Annotated in this window: 29 protein-coding genes; 4 read left to right on the top strand and 25 right to left on the bottom strand. The window is 39.3% G+C overall.

The genetic code is table 11. The features are described 5' to 3' along the window. The first annotated feature begins 72 nt into the window (after positions 1 to 72). The 4 genes from C5S62_RS03905 to C5S62_RS03925 all read left to right on the top strand — a co-directional run bounded on the left by C5S62_RS03905 (position 73) and on the right by C5S62_RS03925 (position 3641). Positions 73 to 417 (top strand): hypothetical protein, encoded by a 345-nt coding sequence (locus tag C5S62_RS03905; protein WP_133159485.1) that lies wholly within the window; start codon positions 73 to 75, stop codon positions 415 to 417. Beyond that, on the top strand, positions 414 to 707 hold the full coding sequence (locus tag C5S62_RS03910; RefSeq protein ID WP_104404140.1) for a hypothetical protein: 294 nt from the start codon (positions 414 to 416) through the stop codon (positions 705 to 707). Before C5S62_RS03905 ends, C5S62_RS03910 begins: the two co-directional genes overlap by 4 nt. Then, positions 704 to 1978, top strand: coding sequence for a phage integrase SAM-like domain-containing protein (locus tag C5S62_RS03915; RefSeq protein WP_104404141.1), 1275 nt, complete (start codon positions 704 to 706; stop codon positions 1976 to 1978). The genes C5S62_RS03910 and C5S62_RS03915 overlap by 4 nt, the downstream gene beginning before the upstream one ends. 403 nt (positions 1979 to 2381) lie before the next feature. Then, a complete protein-coding gene (locus tag C5S62_RS03925) occupies positions 2382 to 3641 on the top strand; it encodes a tyrosine-type recombinase/integrase (protein WP_104404143.1) in 1260 nt (419 codons plus the stop codon). Between the two features lie 42 nt (positions 3642 to 3683). Here C5S62_RS03925 and C5S62_RS03930 read toward each other — a convergent pair whose 3' ends face one another. The 25 genes from C5S62_RS03930 to C5S62_RS13815 form a co-directional block, all read right to left on the bottom strand. After that, positions 3684 to 4064, bottom strand: coding sequence for a hypothetical protein (locus C5S62_RS03930; protein WP_104404144.1), 381 nt, complete (start codon positions 4062 to 4064; stop codon positions 3684 to 3686). After that, a complete protein-coding gene (locus C5S62_RS03935) occupies positions 4051 to 4317 on the bottom strand; it encodes a hypothetical protein (RefSeq protein WP_104404145.1) in 267 nt (88 codons plus the stop codon). Before C5S62_RS03935 ends, C5S62_RS03930 begins: the two co-directional genes overlap by 14 nt. Further along, entirely contained in the window at positions 4314 to 4796 is a 483-nt protein-coding gene (locus C5S62_RS03940; RefSeq protein WP_133159486.1) for a DUF2829 domain-containing protein, read from the bottom strand. Before C5S62_RS03940 ends, C5S62_RS03935 begins: the two co-directional genes overlap by 4 nt. A gap of 35 nt (positions 4797 to 4831) precedes the next feature. Further along, positions 4832 to 5116 carry a hypothetical protein gene (locus C5S62_RS03945; RefSeq protein WP_104404147.1) on the bottom strand — a complete coding sequence of 95 codons (285 nt, stop codon included), beginning with the start codon at positions 5114 to 5116 and terminating at the stop codon, positions 4832 to 4834. After that, positions 5109 to 5438 carry a hypothetical protein gene (locus C5S62_RS03950; RefSeq protein ID WP_104404148.1) on the bottom strand — a complete coding sequence of 110 codons (330 nt, stop codon included), beginning with the start codon at positions 5436 to 5438 and terminating at the stop codon, positions 5109 to 5111. The genes C5S62_RS03945 and C5S62_RS03950 overlap by 8 nt, the downstream gene beginning before the upstream one ends. Next, the gene (locus tag C5S62_RS03955; protein WP_104404149.1) at positions 5435 to 5665 is read right to left on the bottom strand and encodes a hypothetical protein; all 231 of its coding nucleotides are present in this window, start codon (positions 5663 to 5665) and stop codon (positions 5435 to 5437) included. Before C5S62_RS03955 ends, C5S62_RS03950 begins: the two co-directional genes overlap by 4 nt. Continuing rightward, positions 5662 to 6042, bottom strand: a complete 381-nt coding sequence (locus tag C5S62_RS03960) for a hypothetical protein (protein ID WP_104404150.1) — start codon at positions 6040 to 6042, stop codon at positions 5662 to 5664. Before C5S62_RS03960 ends, C5S62_RS03955 begins: the two co-directional genes overlap by 4 nt. 268 nt (positions 6043 to 6310) lie before the next feature. Further along, positions 6311 to 6820 (bottom strand): helix-turn-helix transcriptional regulator, encoded by a 510-nt coding sequence (locus tag C5S62_RS03970; RefSeq protein ID WP_133159487.1) that lies wholly within the window; start codon positions 6818 to 6820, stop codon positions 6311 to 6313. Next, positions 6792 to 6995: a hypothetical protein gene (locus tag C5S62_RS03975; protein WP_104404153.1), complete on the bottom strand. Its 204-nt coding sequence runs from the start codon at positions 6993 to 6995 to the stop codon at positions 6792 to 6794. The genes C5S62_RS03970 and C5S62_RS03975 overlap by 29 nt, the downstream gene beginning before the upstream one ends. Positions 6996 to 7190: 195 nt before the next feature. Beyond that, entirely contained in the window at positions 7191 to 7772 is a 582-nt protein-coding gene (locus tag C5S62_RS03980; protein ID WP_104404154.1) for a radical SAM protein, read from the bottom strand. After that, positions 7750 to 7968: a hypothetical protein gene (locus tag C5S62_RS03985; RefSeq protein WP_133159488.1), complete on the bottom strand. Its 219-nt coding sequence runs from the start codon at positions 7966 to 7968 to the stop codon at positions 7750 to 7752. The genes C5S62_RS03980 and C5S62_RS03985 overlap by 23 nt, the downstream gene beginning before the upstream one ends. 5 nt (positions 7969 to 7973) lie before the next feature. Then, positions 7974 to 8369: a reverse transcriptase-like protein gene (locus C5S62_RS03990; RefSeq protein WP_104404156.1), complete on the bottom strand. Its 396-nt coding sequence runs from the start codon at positions 8367 to 8369 to the stop codon at positions 7974 to 7976. Between the two features lie 23 nt (positions 8370 to 8392). Next, positions 8393 to 9097 (bottom strand): hypothetical protein, encoded by a 705-nt coding sequence (locus C5S62_RS03995; protein WP_104404157.1) that lies wholly within the window; start codon positions 9095 to 9097, stop codon positions 8393 to 8395. After that, positions 9090 to 9584: a hypothetical protein gene (locus C5S62_RS04000; protein WP_104404158.1), complete on the bottom strand. Its 495-nt coding sequence runs from the start codon at positions 9582 to 9584 to the stop codon at positions 9090 to 9092. Before C5S62_RS04000 ends, C5S62_RS03995 begins: the two co-directional genes overlap by 8 nt. Before the next feature lie 110 nt (positions 9585 to 9694). Then, positions 9695 to 9970, bottom strand: a complete 276-nt coding sequence (locus C5S62_RS04005) for a hypothetical protein (protein ID WP_104404159.1) — start codon at positions 9968 to 9970, stop codon at positions 9695 to 9697. 21 nt (positions 9971 to 9991) lie between these two features. Beyond that, the gene (locus C5S62_RS04010; RefSeq protein ID WP_104404160.1) at positions 9992 to 10393 is read right to left on the bottom strand and encodes a hypothetical protein; all 402 of its coding nucleotides are present in this window, start codon (positions 10391 to 10393) and stop codon (positions 9992 to 9994) included. A 2-nt stretch (positions 10394 to 10395) separates the two neighbouring features. Further along, positions 10396 to 10695, bottom strand: a complete 300-nt coding sequence (locus C5S62_RS04015; RefSeq protein ID WP_104404161.1) for a hypothetical protein — start codon at positions 10693 to 10695, stop codon at positions 10396 to 10398. Positions 10696 to 10729: 34 nt separating this feature from the next. Next, the gene (locus C5S62_RS04020) at positions 10730 to 11173 is read right to left on the bottom strand and encodes a hypothetical protein (protein WP_104404162.1); all 444 of its coding nucleotides are present in this window, start codon (positions 11171 to 11173) and stop codon (positions 10730 to 10732) included. Further along, on the bottom strand, positions 11170 to 11517 hold the full coding sequence (locus C5S62_RS04025) for a hypothetical protein (RefSeq protein WP_104404163.1): 348 nt from the start codon (positions 11515 to 11517) through the stop codon (positions 11170 to 11172). The genes C5S62_RS04020 and C5S62_RS04025 overlap by 4 nt, the downstream gene beginning before the upstream one ends. A 105-nt stretch (positions 11518 to 11622) precedes the next feature. Then, positions 11623 to 12417 (bottom strand): thymidylate synthase, encoded by a 795-nt coding sequence (locus C5S62_RS04030; protein WP_104404164.1) that lies wholly within the window; start codon positions 12415 to 12417, stop codon positions 11623 to 11625. A gap of 92 nt (positions 12418 to 12509) precedes the next feature. Further along, the gene (locus C5S62_RS04035) at positions 12510 to 12839 is read right to left on the bottom strand and encodes a hypothetical protein (protein WP_104404165.1); all 330 of its coding nucleotides are present in this window, start codon (positions 12837 to 12839) and stop codon (positions 12510 to 12512) included. Beyond that, entirely contained in the window at positions 12839 to 13228 is a 390-nt protein-coding gene (locus tag C5S62_RS04040) for a hypothetical protein (protein ID WP_104404166.1), read from the bottom strand. The genes C5S62_RS04035 and C5S62_RS04040 overlap by 1 nt, the downstream gene beginning before the upstream one ends. A gap of 49 nt (positions 13229 to 13277) precedes the next feature. Beyond that, positions 13278 to 13679: a hypothetical protein gene (locus C5S62_RS04045; RefSeq protein WP_104404167.1), complete on the bottom strand. Its 402-nt coding sequence runs from the start codon at positions 13677 to 13679 to the stop codon at positions 13278 to 13280. An 11-nt stretch (positions 13680 to 13690) separates the two neighbouring features. Continuing rightward, positions 13691 to 14095: a hypothetical protein gene (locus C5S62_RS04050; protein ID WP_104404168.1), complete on the bottom strand. Its 405-nt coding sequence runs from the start codon at positions 14093 to 14095 to the stop codon at positions 13691 to 13693. Then, on the bottom strand, positions 14092 to 14313 hold a 222-nt coding region (locus C5S62_RS13815), incomplete at its 5' end, for a hypothetical protein (protein ID WP_223301130.1). The genes C5S62_RS04050 and C5S62_RS13815, both read right to left, overlap by 4 nt.

Here is a 14313-nt window from a genome sequence, read left to right on the forward strand (position 1 = left end):
CACAAATTTAACACTTTTCTCAAAATTCATGCACCGTGTTTTCGGCTTGACCCTGAAGAACCCCAAACCGTATTGTCCGATATTGCCGGAACATGGTTTCAATATGCTTATTTGTGTTCCGATGGGTACTTTGTGGATATATCAGACACCGGGGATTGCGCATATTATGAATTTGCCTATCCCAATATATTCACGCAATACACCGTAAATGAATCCGGGGAAAAGGAAATCATAAAACAAGGGGAATGGGTATATAATGCCGAAACAAAGATTGCCCATATTACAGAACCGAAAGGATGGAATCTTGACATCGCCTTTGATTTCGGTGTTTTGAATGATTCCTACATTGCGACAATGAAAATAAAAGGTCGCACACAAAATTCAAGTTCAACAATTAAGGCAAGACTTTTACGATGAAGAAAAGCATAAATCCCCGTGCCTTTGAAATTCAACGCAGATTCTTTCAAGCGTTGGATTTGGCTATTGCATCGGAAAAGGTGAATGGCTTGAAAGGATTTTGTGAAGAACACAAGTTGAATCGCACAAAGTATTCACGCATTAAGAATGCGTTGGATAAACCCATTGAGGAATCAACGTATAAAATGATTGATATTGACGCGCTGGCGGCTCTCTGTTCGGATTTTGGTGTGTCGGCTGAATGGTTGTTGCTTGGTCGGGGAAAGATTCTTAAAACGGAAAAGCAATGAAAATTCAGTGGGGCGTAAAATTCATATTGCACAAACGGCATTCAAGGGACACAAAAGCATCCATCCGAATGCGTGTCACTTTGCGCGGTCAAACTCCTATTGATTTCCCGACAAGGCTTGATATTGATATTGAACAATGGGACACGACCACACAACACGCTTTGAGTGCTGCACCGGGGGCATCTGCAATCAACCGCACCATTGATGAATGGAAAGCCAACATCAATGAAATCTTTGCCCGGTATGAATTACTTGAAAAGCGTGTTCCGACCGTTGGGGAAATCAAAGACCTTTTCAATGATATGGTCGGGCGCAAGACAAAGACGAATGAAAGTGTGCCGAATCCCGGCGACAATCTGTTTACCGTGTTTGACATCTTCACGGACACGATGGGCAAGCAAAATCAATGGACGGATGCAACACACGAAAAGTTTGCAGCCTTGAAAAGACACTTGAAAGACTTTGACCCCAAGTTGTCTTTCCCGCAAATTACAGAATCAAAGATGCAAGCATATCTTGGCTATCTGAACAAGCAAGGATTCCGAAACACCACCATCGCCAAGCATCTTGCATTTGTGCGTTGGTTTTTCCGTTGGGCTGCATCAAAAGGATATTATGATGGTGATATTCACGACACATTCAAACCAAAATTGAAAGGGACGGACGGCAATTCAAAGGAAATTATCTATTTGACCCAAGCCGAAATCAAGTTGCTGGAGAATTACCAATTCTTGCCGACACAAAAGGCACTTGAACAAGTCCGGGATGTTTTCTTGTTCTGTTGCTTCACCGGGTTACGATATTCGGATGTTGCCAAATTGAGAAAAACGGATGTTAAAGATGGATTCATTGATGTTGTAACACAAAAGACCGTGGATGGCTTGCGCATTGAGTTGAACAAGCATTCACAATCCATCCTTGACAAATACAAAGACAAAACATTGCGCGGTGATTTGGCTCTGCCTGTGATTGCTAATACAAAAATGAATGCACATTTGAAAATCTTGGGGCAAGTGTGCGGCATTGATGAACCGATAAGGATTGTATATTTCCAAGGGAATGTCCGGCATGAAGAAGTGTTCCCCAAGTGGGCGTTGCTCACCACCCATTGCGGGCGGCGCACGTTTGTTGTTACCGCCTTGCAGCTCGGAATCCCAAGTGAGGTGATAATGAAGTGGACGGGACACAATGATTTTTCGGCAATGAAACCATACGTTAAAATTGTCGATGAATTGAAAGAACGGGCAATGTCCCGGTTTGACAATTTATGATGGTACACGAATATATCAACGTAAAAACCACGTACACGAATTTGTACACGATATTTTGCCGTATTTATGGCATTGTATGGCATTGTATCATGTCATTTTGTGATATGATAGGGGCTAATGTGCTGAAATTTCGTGATTTTGGCTTTTCATGGAATCATAGCGTTTCAAAGGTTTTAGTCCCTCTCTCTCCGCACTATGATGAAAACCAGTTTACCCTGTACACCAAGGGGCAACTGGTTTTCTTATTATATAATTGATTAACTTTGGATTAGCCTACCCAAAGTCCGGACAAAACCCTGTACACTATGGGGCTTTTGAGCAGTGTTACGGCTTAGAACAGTTAACGATGTGCATAATCTGTGACGGACAGAAGCACGATTTGCTAACTGATTAAAAGCAACGTATGATTACAATCAACTATCAACGCTTCGGAACGAAAGGTTTCCAGCTCAGGCTCCGTCTCTATCAGGACGGTGAGACCAAGTTTATTAACGTCACGAAACTGCTGAAAGGTGCTATCCAGAAAAAGCACTGGAACCAACAGAAGCAGCTCTTTATACCGAGCTGCCCCTTCAGCAATGAGAACAATGCTATTCTCGTTCAGTTCCGACAGAAGTATGATGAGATGGCTATCAACTGGACCGGTAGTGTCTTTGGTATGATAGCCGCTATGGAAGAGGCAACGGAAGCAACAGATGGAATGACCCTTCAGCATTTCATTCACATTATCATTAGTAGGCTGAATGAATGTAAACACGCAGACGGCACCATCAAAGGCAGCTTTGAAGGATATGAGAAACTGGAGAGACGTATTCAGGAGTTCTGCAAGACCAAGAAAATCAAATACGAAAAACTGCTGATCTCAGATATTACTCCGGGGTTTGTAGAAGGGATCCTAACATGGGTTGAAAAATCCCGCAAAGGTAAGGGGCGTATCTATATTTCCAAGATGCTCCATGCAGTTATATCAAAAGCTGATACGGATGGACTTCTGAAGTTAGATGACTTCAAGAAGTGTAACTGGGTCAGAAAGACCAAATGGAGCGTTGAAAAATGCAATACTCTCACCCCGGAACAATGCAAGCAGTTTGCTTCAATGAATCTGAATGAGATTTCCAGCTCTCCTCTCAATGAGCTGTATCGAGACTTCTGTTTGTTCATTCTCTATACCGGTCAGTCGGCATGTGATGCCATCGCCCTGAAATACTCCAACATTCAAAAGATTGGAGGTGTCAGTCACTTTGTGTTCAAGCGTCGAAAGATTGCTGAGAAGCAGGTGGTTCCATGTGCCGTGCCTATCAATACGGAGCTTGACCGTATTATGATGCGCTGGAGAAGATTATCCAAGGATGGATACATATTCCCCATTCGTAGTGAGGAAAAAATACGAACTCAAGGCACTAACAATGGCGATATAAAACACTTTATAGGGAAGTTGAATTATTGGTTGAAAAAGGTTGGAAAGGCGCTGGGGTGTACTTTCTCACTGCATACCTATACTTTCCGACATACCTCCATCACTTACTACATCAGCAAAGGTGTGCCGGTGCTCTATGTGGCGAATATGATGGGAACAAGTGTGGAGAACTGTGAGAAGATATACTACAATAATCAAGGTGATACGACCAGTCGAAACAAGGTACTGGCTGCAATGAAGTTCTAAAAATTAATCGGGGCAATCAACTTACTGACTGCCCCGATTAAATTATTTATTGGTCTTGGTAAAACCAATCTCAATATTATTGGCTTTGCAATGCTTGCAGAAGATTTTGAATATCTTGTCAAATTCACGCTTAATAGCTCTTCGCTCTCTACGCGGATTGCCCGGTGCATGATATTCTTCAACGAGGTCATTCAGTTCATTAGTAAGCCTACGAGCTGTTTGAAATGCTGGATCCCCAAACAATAATCTCTTTGCTTCTTCATCAAGAGGATCTATTTTCAGATTACACTCAAAATTATAGGCATTGTGAATATTGACTGGAGTTTCATACCCTTCCGATGAGAGTGAAACTGAGGATATTCCATTCAGTTTTACCTTTTCACCAGTTTCTTGATTGATGAAAAAGATTTCAGGATTGTTCATTATCTTGTTTGAGGTATTCTTCATCAGTTGGCACATCATTGAGAGACCAATAGGAAAGCACCTGACATACTCCGAAATTGGTATTGTCAATAACGGATTCAAGAAATATAACTTCACCTTTGGCAAGACGCTCTTTGATACTGGGCACACAATACTTGATAAAATTTTCATTGTATTCACCAAGTGGCCATTGCGCATCCAGTTTAGCAATTACACGATCAAGAGCGTCAGGGTTGGTTAGCTTGATTCTCATTCGGTAACGATTTCCCAGTCCTCAGAAAGCATATCGGTCTGAGAGGCAAGCCAGCCGGATAGAATCTGTTTCTGAGCTGTGAACATACAGATTGTTCCCAAAGCTTCAATTTCGCCGCCATTGGCTTCAGCAAGTCCTTTTAGCATGGGATCCTTGCACCATTCAGCTTTGACGGTTGCGGCTGGTTTGAGCCAAAGGAACATTCCCTTACCATTCCAGCCTTTACGAGTCACTTTCTTACCGGCTTTCAGAGCTTTGATAGCCCAACCGAATGTCATGCCCTCTACGACTTCAAATTCTTCATCGAACACGTTTTTAGGCTTCCAGTTACGATAGCCATCTATATGAATGATGTGATATCCTGGAGTATCGTTATACTCTTCGATGTAGGCGTTTTCAGGAATCAGCCCATTCTGATAGGCTTCCTCATAAGTCATAGGCTCTGCCTTGACTACTTCGGTACGAATATATTGGTTCATTGTTTTTGTTGTGGGTTTTATAAAGCCGCCCAAGGCTATTTTCTTGTTATTTTAGGTTTTGTTAATGTGACTTTACAAGATAATAGTTTACCTTTCGTATCTCTTTTATGGTCAGTAAAATAGAGCTGTTCCCCTGAAAGATATTGTTCGATATGTGCCAAATCTTCCATAAGCCAATCATAAATCGCTTTCTGATAAACTTGACCGCCATCTTTCTTAGATATACCAGGACAGAGATTCAAACACCCGTTTTCTCGCAGACGATAGAGCATCAGTTTGGCTCCTTGAATTTTTTCTGACCAAGGCATCAGTTTATTCATTAGGAACCAAGACTTTGATTGTTCCGGTATATGTCACTTCATTCAAACCACGGTCGAAAGTGATTGCAATCAGTTTTTTCTCTCTTAGTTCTTGAATCATTTTGCTAATCATTTCATCTTCAATATACTTATCTATGCGTCTTCTATATCTCAAATACATAGATGCCGAATATTTAATTTGAACTGCCAAGGTTTGTATGTCGCTTTGAATGGGCTTGAGTTGAGGTATGCCCATTTCTCTATAATCCAAATAATCCAAGCGTGGATTAAGTTTGTCAGCCCATTTTCTGAGAAGTTGAGCTGCTTTTTCTTTTACTGTCATTGTTCCTGACTTTGAGAGTTGTTTTGTTTACGTTTAGCTTCTTGACGAGCAAGTATTTGTCCTTTTGCTTTTACAAAAAGATCTGCCGCTTCATCAACAGCTTCATGTAGAGGAACTAATTCTTCTACGGAAACATCATTGAGGTTTTCTTTGTCGATACCATCAAACCAGTCATCTGCTATTTCATAGATGATGGTGATGGGCCATTTTGAGGCTGAATATTTCATAATTCTAATGGTGTTATAGTTATCCTTACTTTATATGGTTCTGTGTCACAAGTTAGATTTGGAATCAAATTTTTATCAATGGTATAAATCTTACCATTGCTTTCCCATGAGCCGGAATAGTCGCCAGTATCAGCTATTGGATTGTCTTTATAATGCGGCTTTTCAATATGAAGATGCGCATCTCCAAAATCAAATTCATCCAGTGCAATCCAACCTTCCACTATTGTTTCTTCAGAATTAGAATCAATAAAGTCAAGTTCTTGCAAAAAATACTTTGTATTACTTGCATCAATGAAGTGAACATTGCCAATAGACATTTCGTCATAGACTGTTTCAACTTCTATTATTTCTCCAGTTGATTTTACTTTTGCTTGCATAGTAATTATGACACTAAGCTCCAGTCCAAGACAGAGCTGGTATGATCTATCAGTTCTTGTGTTGACAAAACACCATTCCAGCCATCCCCGATGTTTTCGGTATAAAGAATTCTACTGTTAGGTGTGCCTACTTCAAGTGTAAGTGTCAATCCACCCCACCTGTATCGAGCATAGATATATTGACCATCAGTAGTCCATATATCCCATTGGCTTGGGCAAGCTCCACAGGTTTGCTCGTAGCTTTTTACTTGTAGTCGTGTATCCATATTTAATTTAGTTTTTGTTTACGTTTGCGTTGACATCCACAAGAGATTGCGTGATTATGCTTGAGATTGCCAGCTGTAGAATGAGTGATTTTACCACATTCACAGAGGCATTGATAAACCATTTGACCCCATTTGTTTGTGCCAAGCTGTTTTTGTACCGTCAATTTCCCATATTTCATTCCCACCAAATTCTCTTTAATGGGATAAGGTGCTTTGATAAAATCAGGATTATGTTTAATTCCGATTTGCCTGGCAATCCTGTTTATGGTGTTTGGGGTAATTCCTAACTTTTTAGCGAGAATGGATGCTGAACAAGTAGGATAATTTTTTCGTACAAGTTCGTCATAACGTCTGATTCCTCCACGCTTGCGTTGACCTTCTAATCCTAATTTTTTAATATGGTATCTTACCACATCTATTGTCACTTCCAAAGCCTGACTAAACTGTCTATTGGTCATCGGAAAGTGCTGAAGGATGTAGGCTTCAATTTTTTGGCTTTCGTTCTTTGTCATATTCCCGGATAAATTCAAAATACAATGAATCTTTTACCATTTCTACACGGTATTTCTCAGATTGTTTTTCAGCACTATGATATGCCAATCCAGCTCCACACAGAGCGCCTAACCATAAGAAAAATATGGCAATGGATAAGAAATATGCCAAATAGCGTTTATGTTCCTTTTTCATTTAATAAGTTTGACTTTATTGGTGTAACCACATGCACAGTGATATTCAGCTTCTCCTTTGGTGTTAAAATAACAAAGCGCATATTTAACTTCCTGGCAGCAAGAACATCGTAATATGATGGTCTGGGGATGTTTGTGAGATTTATGGTTGCTCATTAATTTACTATTTAACTTCCGAAACGGCAAGACATAAAAGTTACATCATATCCGGTATTTCCATCCATGCTACTATTTGAGCCTTACCAAGATTAACCAACATAGCCAGGCTCCCTTGGTATTTACCGTTCAACCAATTTGCAATTTCTATTTGACCCTTATCTCCTGTCATTATGAAAGTTAGTGCATGACTGGTAGTTGGTATTTCCTCTTCAGGTCGTTTCCATTGTGAGGCCAACGCTTCTTTTGCGCCTGCGATATAGCCATCAGCTATCATTTGTTGAATGTCTTTTATTCCACATGGCACACCGTTGTAGCTAAATGAGTCTATGATATTTTTAGCATATCGCTCAGGAAACCATGTGCCATTAGAAGTGATGGAAAAGCCACCTACCACTTTACTGCCTTTGATGAAACGGTTAAGAGCCTCACAAAATTCATAGAATTGAGGATGTTCGGTTGGCTCTCCACCAGTTATGATGTAGGAACTTACGCCTAAGAATCGAGCAAATCTTAGAGCATTTTTGAAGGTAGTCATATCCATGTGTTCCCCATGTGGATTGGAGCATTGCATACAGTGAGCGCATCCTTCATGGCATTTATTTGTTATCTGAATTAACATGAGATTCGTAATTTATATGTTGTTCAAGAAGTAAAGTTTTATTTGAGGTAGAGTTGGCGTTTTGAGGTATGGTGCATTGATCTGTAATATCTTCATAATCCACATCAATGACTTCATGTGGTGGTTCAACTACTTCTTCAAAAATGTGAGAAATAGGAATTGCACCTAAACCATACATTTCTATGATAGTTCTCATAATGTTTACTTATTACCAAAATCAGCCGGTATCTCACCCCAGGCTTTATTGTCCCATTTAACGACCTGAATCTCATCAATCCAGTAGGCAATAGCCCTGAGATATATTTCGGCTTTCATCAGTTTGGCATTACGTTTACCTGATGCGGTACGTTTATTCTTAAACCAACTGATTGCCGTGTTACTGTCCGAAAAGATGATTTTAGGCTGATAGTCATGTTCGATAATATATTTGACTGCTTCAACGATGGCAAGGAACTCACCGATATTGATTGTCTGATTACCTAAGTCCGAATAAAACAATGTTTTACCAGTTTTAAGATCTACGCCCCTAAATTCTGTCTTTCGATTTTTGACTGAATGAGCGGCATCGACGGCTATACCTTCATTGAGACTAATCATGTTAAATGAGATTATACTGTTTTTCAATCATCAGAAATAAAATCTGGGAAGCGGAATTTTTTTCTTTGTGCTTTAGGAAGAGAGATGTATATTTGGGCGTATCGCACCATCTGCAACTGTTTACTATCCAGCATATCCATTGTTACGAATGTGTTGGCTTGTAATAGCTTTCGATGCTTATCCCACTGTAATAAGGCAACTCCATCATTGACCGGACCAAAAATATGAATCTTATTGCGAAATACAGACTTGGTTTCAATCCACGTCATTGTAAGGTTGCGCTTCATATAAATGGCAATTAAATCGAGTATGCTTTTTGTCGAAAAAAGTTGCCCTCTTGTCTGCCAATCACAGACAGATAGAAATCTTTCTTTATACCTGAGAAAGAAGTGAGGTGTGAACTTTATAGCTTGTTTGCTTTCAGTATAGAAAGCGATTGCACACAACCCCTTTTCAGTATCCATTAGACCGATATGGAAAGATGACCAATCCCATTTCTTCTGTTGACCTATGCCTGACTGATGATATACCAAAATCCCTAAATATCGGTTGCCGCTGCATGATGTAAAGACCTTGGTGATAATAACTAATGGTTGTTGTCTGCGTTTCCAAAGGTATCTTGACACATAATCGGACTTATCAAACCGAAGAGTTTTCTCCTGAATGATGGGAAGATCAGTCCTATATTCATTCAGTAACTCATTGCTTGACATACATTCTTCAAACATGAGACTGGGATTGTTCGTACAATCTTTTGATCATACAGGCGTTATTCACAAAGTCCTCGGTTACAGTCTGAGCATCTAACAAGTCCATACGAACTCTGAGAGCATCAGCTATAGACTTAATATCACGTTTTCGGCGATCTTTGCTTGCCGGATCATAAATGAAAACTTTGTTGCCAAATTTTACACTGACTACAAACACATTTTTACGACAAACAGTAGATATGGTTCCGGGAAACTGGATAAGAGTGGCTGATTTCGCTATGAAACCCTGATCATTGCGCATAGGGACAAGCGAACATTTATACAGCATATTAGGAATGATATTTGGCTCGATTGCAGGGTCAACAAATACAATCTTCTTTTTCTCATCCGTGACATTGCACCCCCTCCAGCTTTTATTGGATTTGGTAACAAAGCCATATATTTTGTCTGCGGCTTTGTCAAGTCCCTTGTGAAACTTGATATTAGTCTTGATTCTTTGTGCCATGTTATACTTTCTTTTATCAATTAGGGGCGTAAAAAAGCCCTGCACCAAGTAATAGTGCAGGGCTCTTCGTCAGATTTATTAATAAATCTTAAAACGCCTATCTGAGATGGTTAATAATCACTAACTTTATCTTTGATTAGTTGAGTTACTGATGGAATTATATGATGACCCGATGAATCACGTTGCTGAATCATCTGAAATGGTCTGTCAGACCGAAGTTCGGGTAGTTCGGACATTATAGATATTTTTAAGCCGTCCGAAGTTGCTTCAGCAATGACATATTCATCTTTACGTGCCCTTTTATTATATGAGCGGACAATTAAGATCTCATCATCCTGAACCCTTAAATATTTCCATAATTGACGGATTTTGAATGTCATATTCATATTAAAACTGCTTTTAATCAATTAGAGTTCCATTTTGTCTGAAAAACAGTTGGAACACAAACCTTTTGTCCTGTTATAAACCGATTTGCCAATGCGTTTACCACACCGATTACAGAACAAGAGAGATTCATTCCTGCCATGAAGGATGTCTCTGATGCTGGCTTGACTGATATTGTATTCACGAGATAGTGCTCTGATGACTTCAGGAAAATTATATTTTTGATCCTGATGCTCTAACCAATGCAAGCCGCTGGTCAGCCTCTCATAGTCAGCCCGGATAAGAAGATTGCGAATATATGTAGCATTGAGGATTCTTTGAGCGTTAAGCCGGTCAAGAATCGCTAAGTCAATGCCAAATAAATCACTCGCTTTCTCCAGATCCTTTGGGCGTAAGGTAAATTGAACTGTATCGGCTAAACCCATAATCAATCAACCTTTTTGAAAGAAATTGTTAGTATGGCATCATACTTTTCGTCAGGCTGAATGTTGCAGAAATACTCAGACAGCATATTAAGCATAACGCGGTTGCTATCTTCGTGCGACATATTTTCCCAGTCCAGCCCACATTCATCAGAAATAGCTTTGGCTGTTTCATAGAAAGGACTGTCTTTAGGAATTTCGTTTATATCGTATGGGGCATTTTCTCCCAATAGATACTTAGCTAATGTGAAGAAATCGCCAATAGCTTTCTGAGATTGTTCAAGAACCTCTTTTTTAGTTGCCATAATTTTGTTTGAATAACTATGACACTGCTGTTCATCACTTTTGACTAAACTGTAATTCACAATGAATCACATCGCAGACAGCTAACAGCGTTTTGATTGATAGAGGAGTCACATACTTCTTTCCATCGCTATCAGATTTCATTCTTTCCAGATCTTCCGGGATAAAAGATTTAGGTGGAGTGTAATGAACTCCAGTCTTGCGATAAACAAGTTTATGGTCAATCTTATAACGCTTCATCAACAAGTCTAATATCTTATGCACATCAAGTACAGAAAGAGGCTGAAATTTATCCTCCGTAGCCAAATCTACCATTGTAAGCATTAGATGTGCATCATTACAATAGGTAATCAGATTGGCTACAGGATAGTTACTTCTACCAGATTCTATGGACTGAATGGCATAGGAAGTGAGGTTGCTGCTATAAACAACACCCTCTTTAACTGATTTGATTCTATCTGCGAGTTGTTCCTGATTCATCTGTGAATTGCTTGTTTGATCTTGTTTACTATCTTAACGACGCTACCTTTTACTGACTCATAAACGAAATCATCAGCATTTTGGCAATCGTCAATAAGAACTTCCAACTCTCCACTGGCATCAGTCAAATCAGATATATTATCTGTCATTGCGTCATTGCCAGCAGACCATTGGAACGCTTCAGGTCGATTATCAAGAGCCTCTTCTTCCTCATCAGCACACTTTTGAACATCAACTTGCGCCTTCTGAAGAATATTGATAGCTTCATCTTTCTGAACTGGGTCTCTCAGCCTTGCTAAACCATCAAGCACGGCATGAAGTACGTTTCTCCTTTGTTTATTCATACTCTTGGTTTTATTGTTATACTGAAAGACAATGCAAAATTACAAAAAATTGCCTTGTCATTTATTCTCCGGTCGCTTATTTTGAGTTATGTATCTGATAAATGCTTATACTGACACTTCCCCCTTAATGGCGGGATATGGGTCATATTCAGTCAATTCAAAATCTTCATATCGGAATTGAAAGATGTCCTTAACGGCTGGATTGATATTCATTTTAGGCAACTGTCGAGGAGTGCGCTGTAACTGTGTTCTTACCTGCTCCAGATGATTCAGATATATATGAGCATCGCCCAGGGTGTGTATAAATTCCCCCGGTTGAAGTCCACACACCTGAGCAACCATCATAGTTAATAATGCGTAAGAGGCAATGTTAAACGGAACCCCAAGAAAACTGTCGGCACTACGTTGGTATAACTGAAGTGAAAGTTTTCCTTCGTTAACATAGAACTGAAAGAGACAATGACATGGAGGCAGATTCATCTCAAAAAGGTCTGCCACATTCCATGCACTGACAATGATACGACGGGAATCCGGGTTATTCTTAATAATGCTGATGGCTTCTGAAATCTGGTCTATGGAGTTGTTTTCATATCCGGGCCAACTACGCCATTGAAAACCATAAATATGTCCCAGATCGCCATCTGCGTCAGCCCATTCGTTCCAGATACGAACACCGTTGTCTTGAAGATATTTGACATTGGTATCGCCGGCAAGAAACCACAGTAGTTCGTGGATGATGCTTTTGAGATGGACTTTTTTAGTAGTCAGGAGCGGAAAACCTTCTGAAAGGTCGAATCGCATTTGGTAGCCGAAGGTAGAGATTGTACCTGTACCAGTTCGGTCTGTCTTTTTATGACCATGTTCAAGGATATGGGTCAATAAATCCAGATACTGTTTCATATATCAAATTTTAGTGTTATTGTTGTCTGTTACATAAGAATAATAGATAGACGGGATTTTGAAAGTTTGTAAATAAAAGTTAAAAATAACAATCATTTATCAGGATCCCACCCACAACATATCATTATGAAGCCGATAAAGAACCCGAATGGGATAAGAGAGATAAGCCCACAAACAACCTTATCCCAGAATGGTTGATCTTCAAAAAGAAGAAATCCTCCACAGAAGAAATACCATATCCATCCAAGACAATATAAGAAGAAAATCCCCAAACTACCAATGCCAATCCATATAAGACATTGTACGATAATTTTAGCTCTTTTTCTTTCAGCACTTCCTTCAGGAGCGTTCTTCTCTAATTGAATGAATAAATTTATAACTACTCCGTAAATCAGGTAACATACGAATATTATCCAGCCCATTATTCAATTAAATTTTCGTAGATACATCTCATACAGCAATCTCCAATGGCTTCTGATTCCAGACGAGCAATCACTTCCGGATCTTCATGGTTCCCCCATTCTCGGAACAATCTCATAGATTTTCTCTTTTTAAGGTATGTACCAAAACATTCAAGCTGATTAGGCTTTAGCTTAAAAGAAATAGTGGCTTTATTGCCATTCTTATCCATCCAGAAGATTTTTTGATTCTGGAGAAATATAGCAACACTGAAAGGTACTGTATCAATAGGCAATCCCATTTTTTTGAGCATTATCTGCCCTTCATTTTGATCACCCAAGAATCCTCTTGTTAGTTCGTTAATATAAAAACCTTTTACCTTAGTTTGGTTATTGGTTTCTTTTTTTCTCATTACTTATTATTGACGATAATCACTGCTTGTCATCAATTTTAGGACAATCTTATGCCCCGTATTTCCATTCTGTAATTTCACAAGTGTCTGGGTCAATCTCACATAACAAGTCAGCAATGTACTGTCCGGATAGAGCAGTAGAATAGAGAGAAGCTGTCATGATTTTTCCGGTATTAGTTTCATCATACCATTTAATGACAAAATTAATACCCACATAATCTGCTTCTGTTTTCATGTGACTCCTGTCAAGCTCGACTTCACAGTAGATAATAGTGAAGTCATCTTCAAATTCCACATCACATTCATAGTTTTTTAATCCGCTCCACAATTCATCAAAAGTCTCGGACTGTGAAACAATTTGTTGGATAGGCTTTTTGGCTCGTTCATACGCTTTGCGATTAAAGTTATCTTCAAATAACTTAGTCTGCCGGTCATTTAGTTTAATATTCATTGTTGATGTTTTTAGGTACGGTATATACGATTGACGGCTCTATCAACTTCTCCAGTTATATCCAAAATGCGCTCAAGGGTTTCCCGCATCTCTTCTGCATACTTGTAAAGTTCTTCTTGAGAAAGCTCTTTTCTTTGCCAAGGCAACATAGTTTGATACCAATTTACTGTAGTCTCTTCGGCAATTTCATCCAACCTATCTTCCGGGGAACGATCATCGTCTAACTGAACTTCAACGATTTTATCCAGATTGATGTCAGCATTGCCTTCAGTATAATCTTTACCCAAACTGAGCTTACTTGCCAGTTCTCTTGCAATTTTATCAGCCTCCAAACAAGATGATGCCGTGACTTCTATAGTCTGAGCATAATGCTCAATGACTGAAAATCGGTATGTGTTTCGCTTCTTTTTGCTCATACTATGACCACTTTAGTTTGTCTTAATTGCCCACTGTAATTATGAGCTTGAACGCCTTTGATGATAGCATTAATGGGTATGCTGAGTAAATCCAAATTTGAGTAATTTTCCAGCACCATTTCAGTTACCACAAGATTACAATCTGTACATTCATACTTGTTGGAACCCGTTGGCGGAATTAATTTAAGTTGATAAATATGAGTAAAAAGTTGCACATA

The sequence above is a fragment of the Prevotella sp. MGM2 genome, assembly GCF_002933955.1.
GTDB lineage: Bacteria > Bacteroidota > Bacteroidia > Bacteroidales > Bacteroidaceae > Alloprevotella.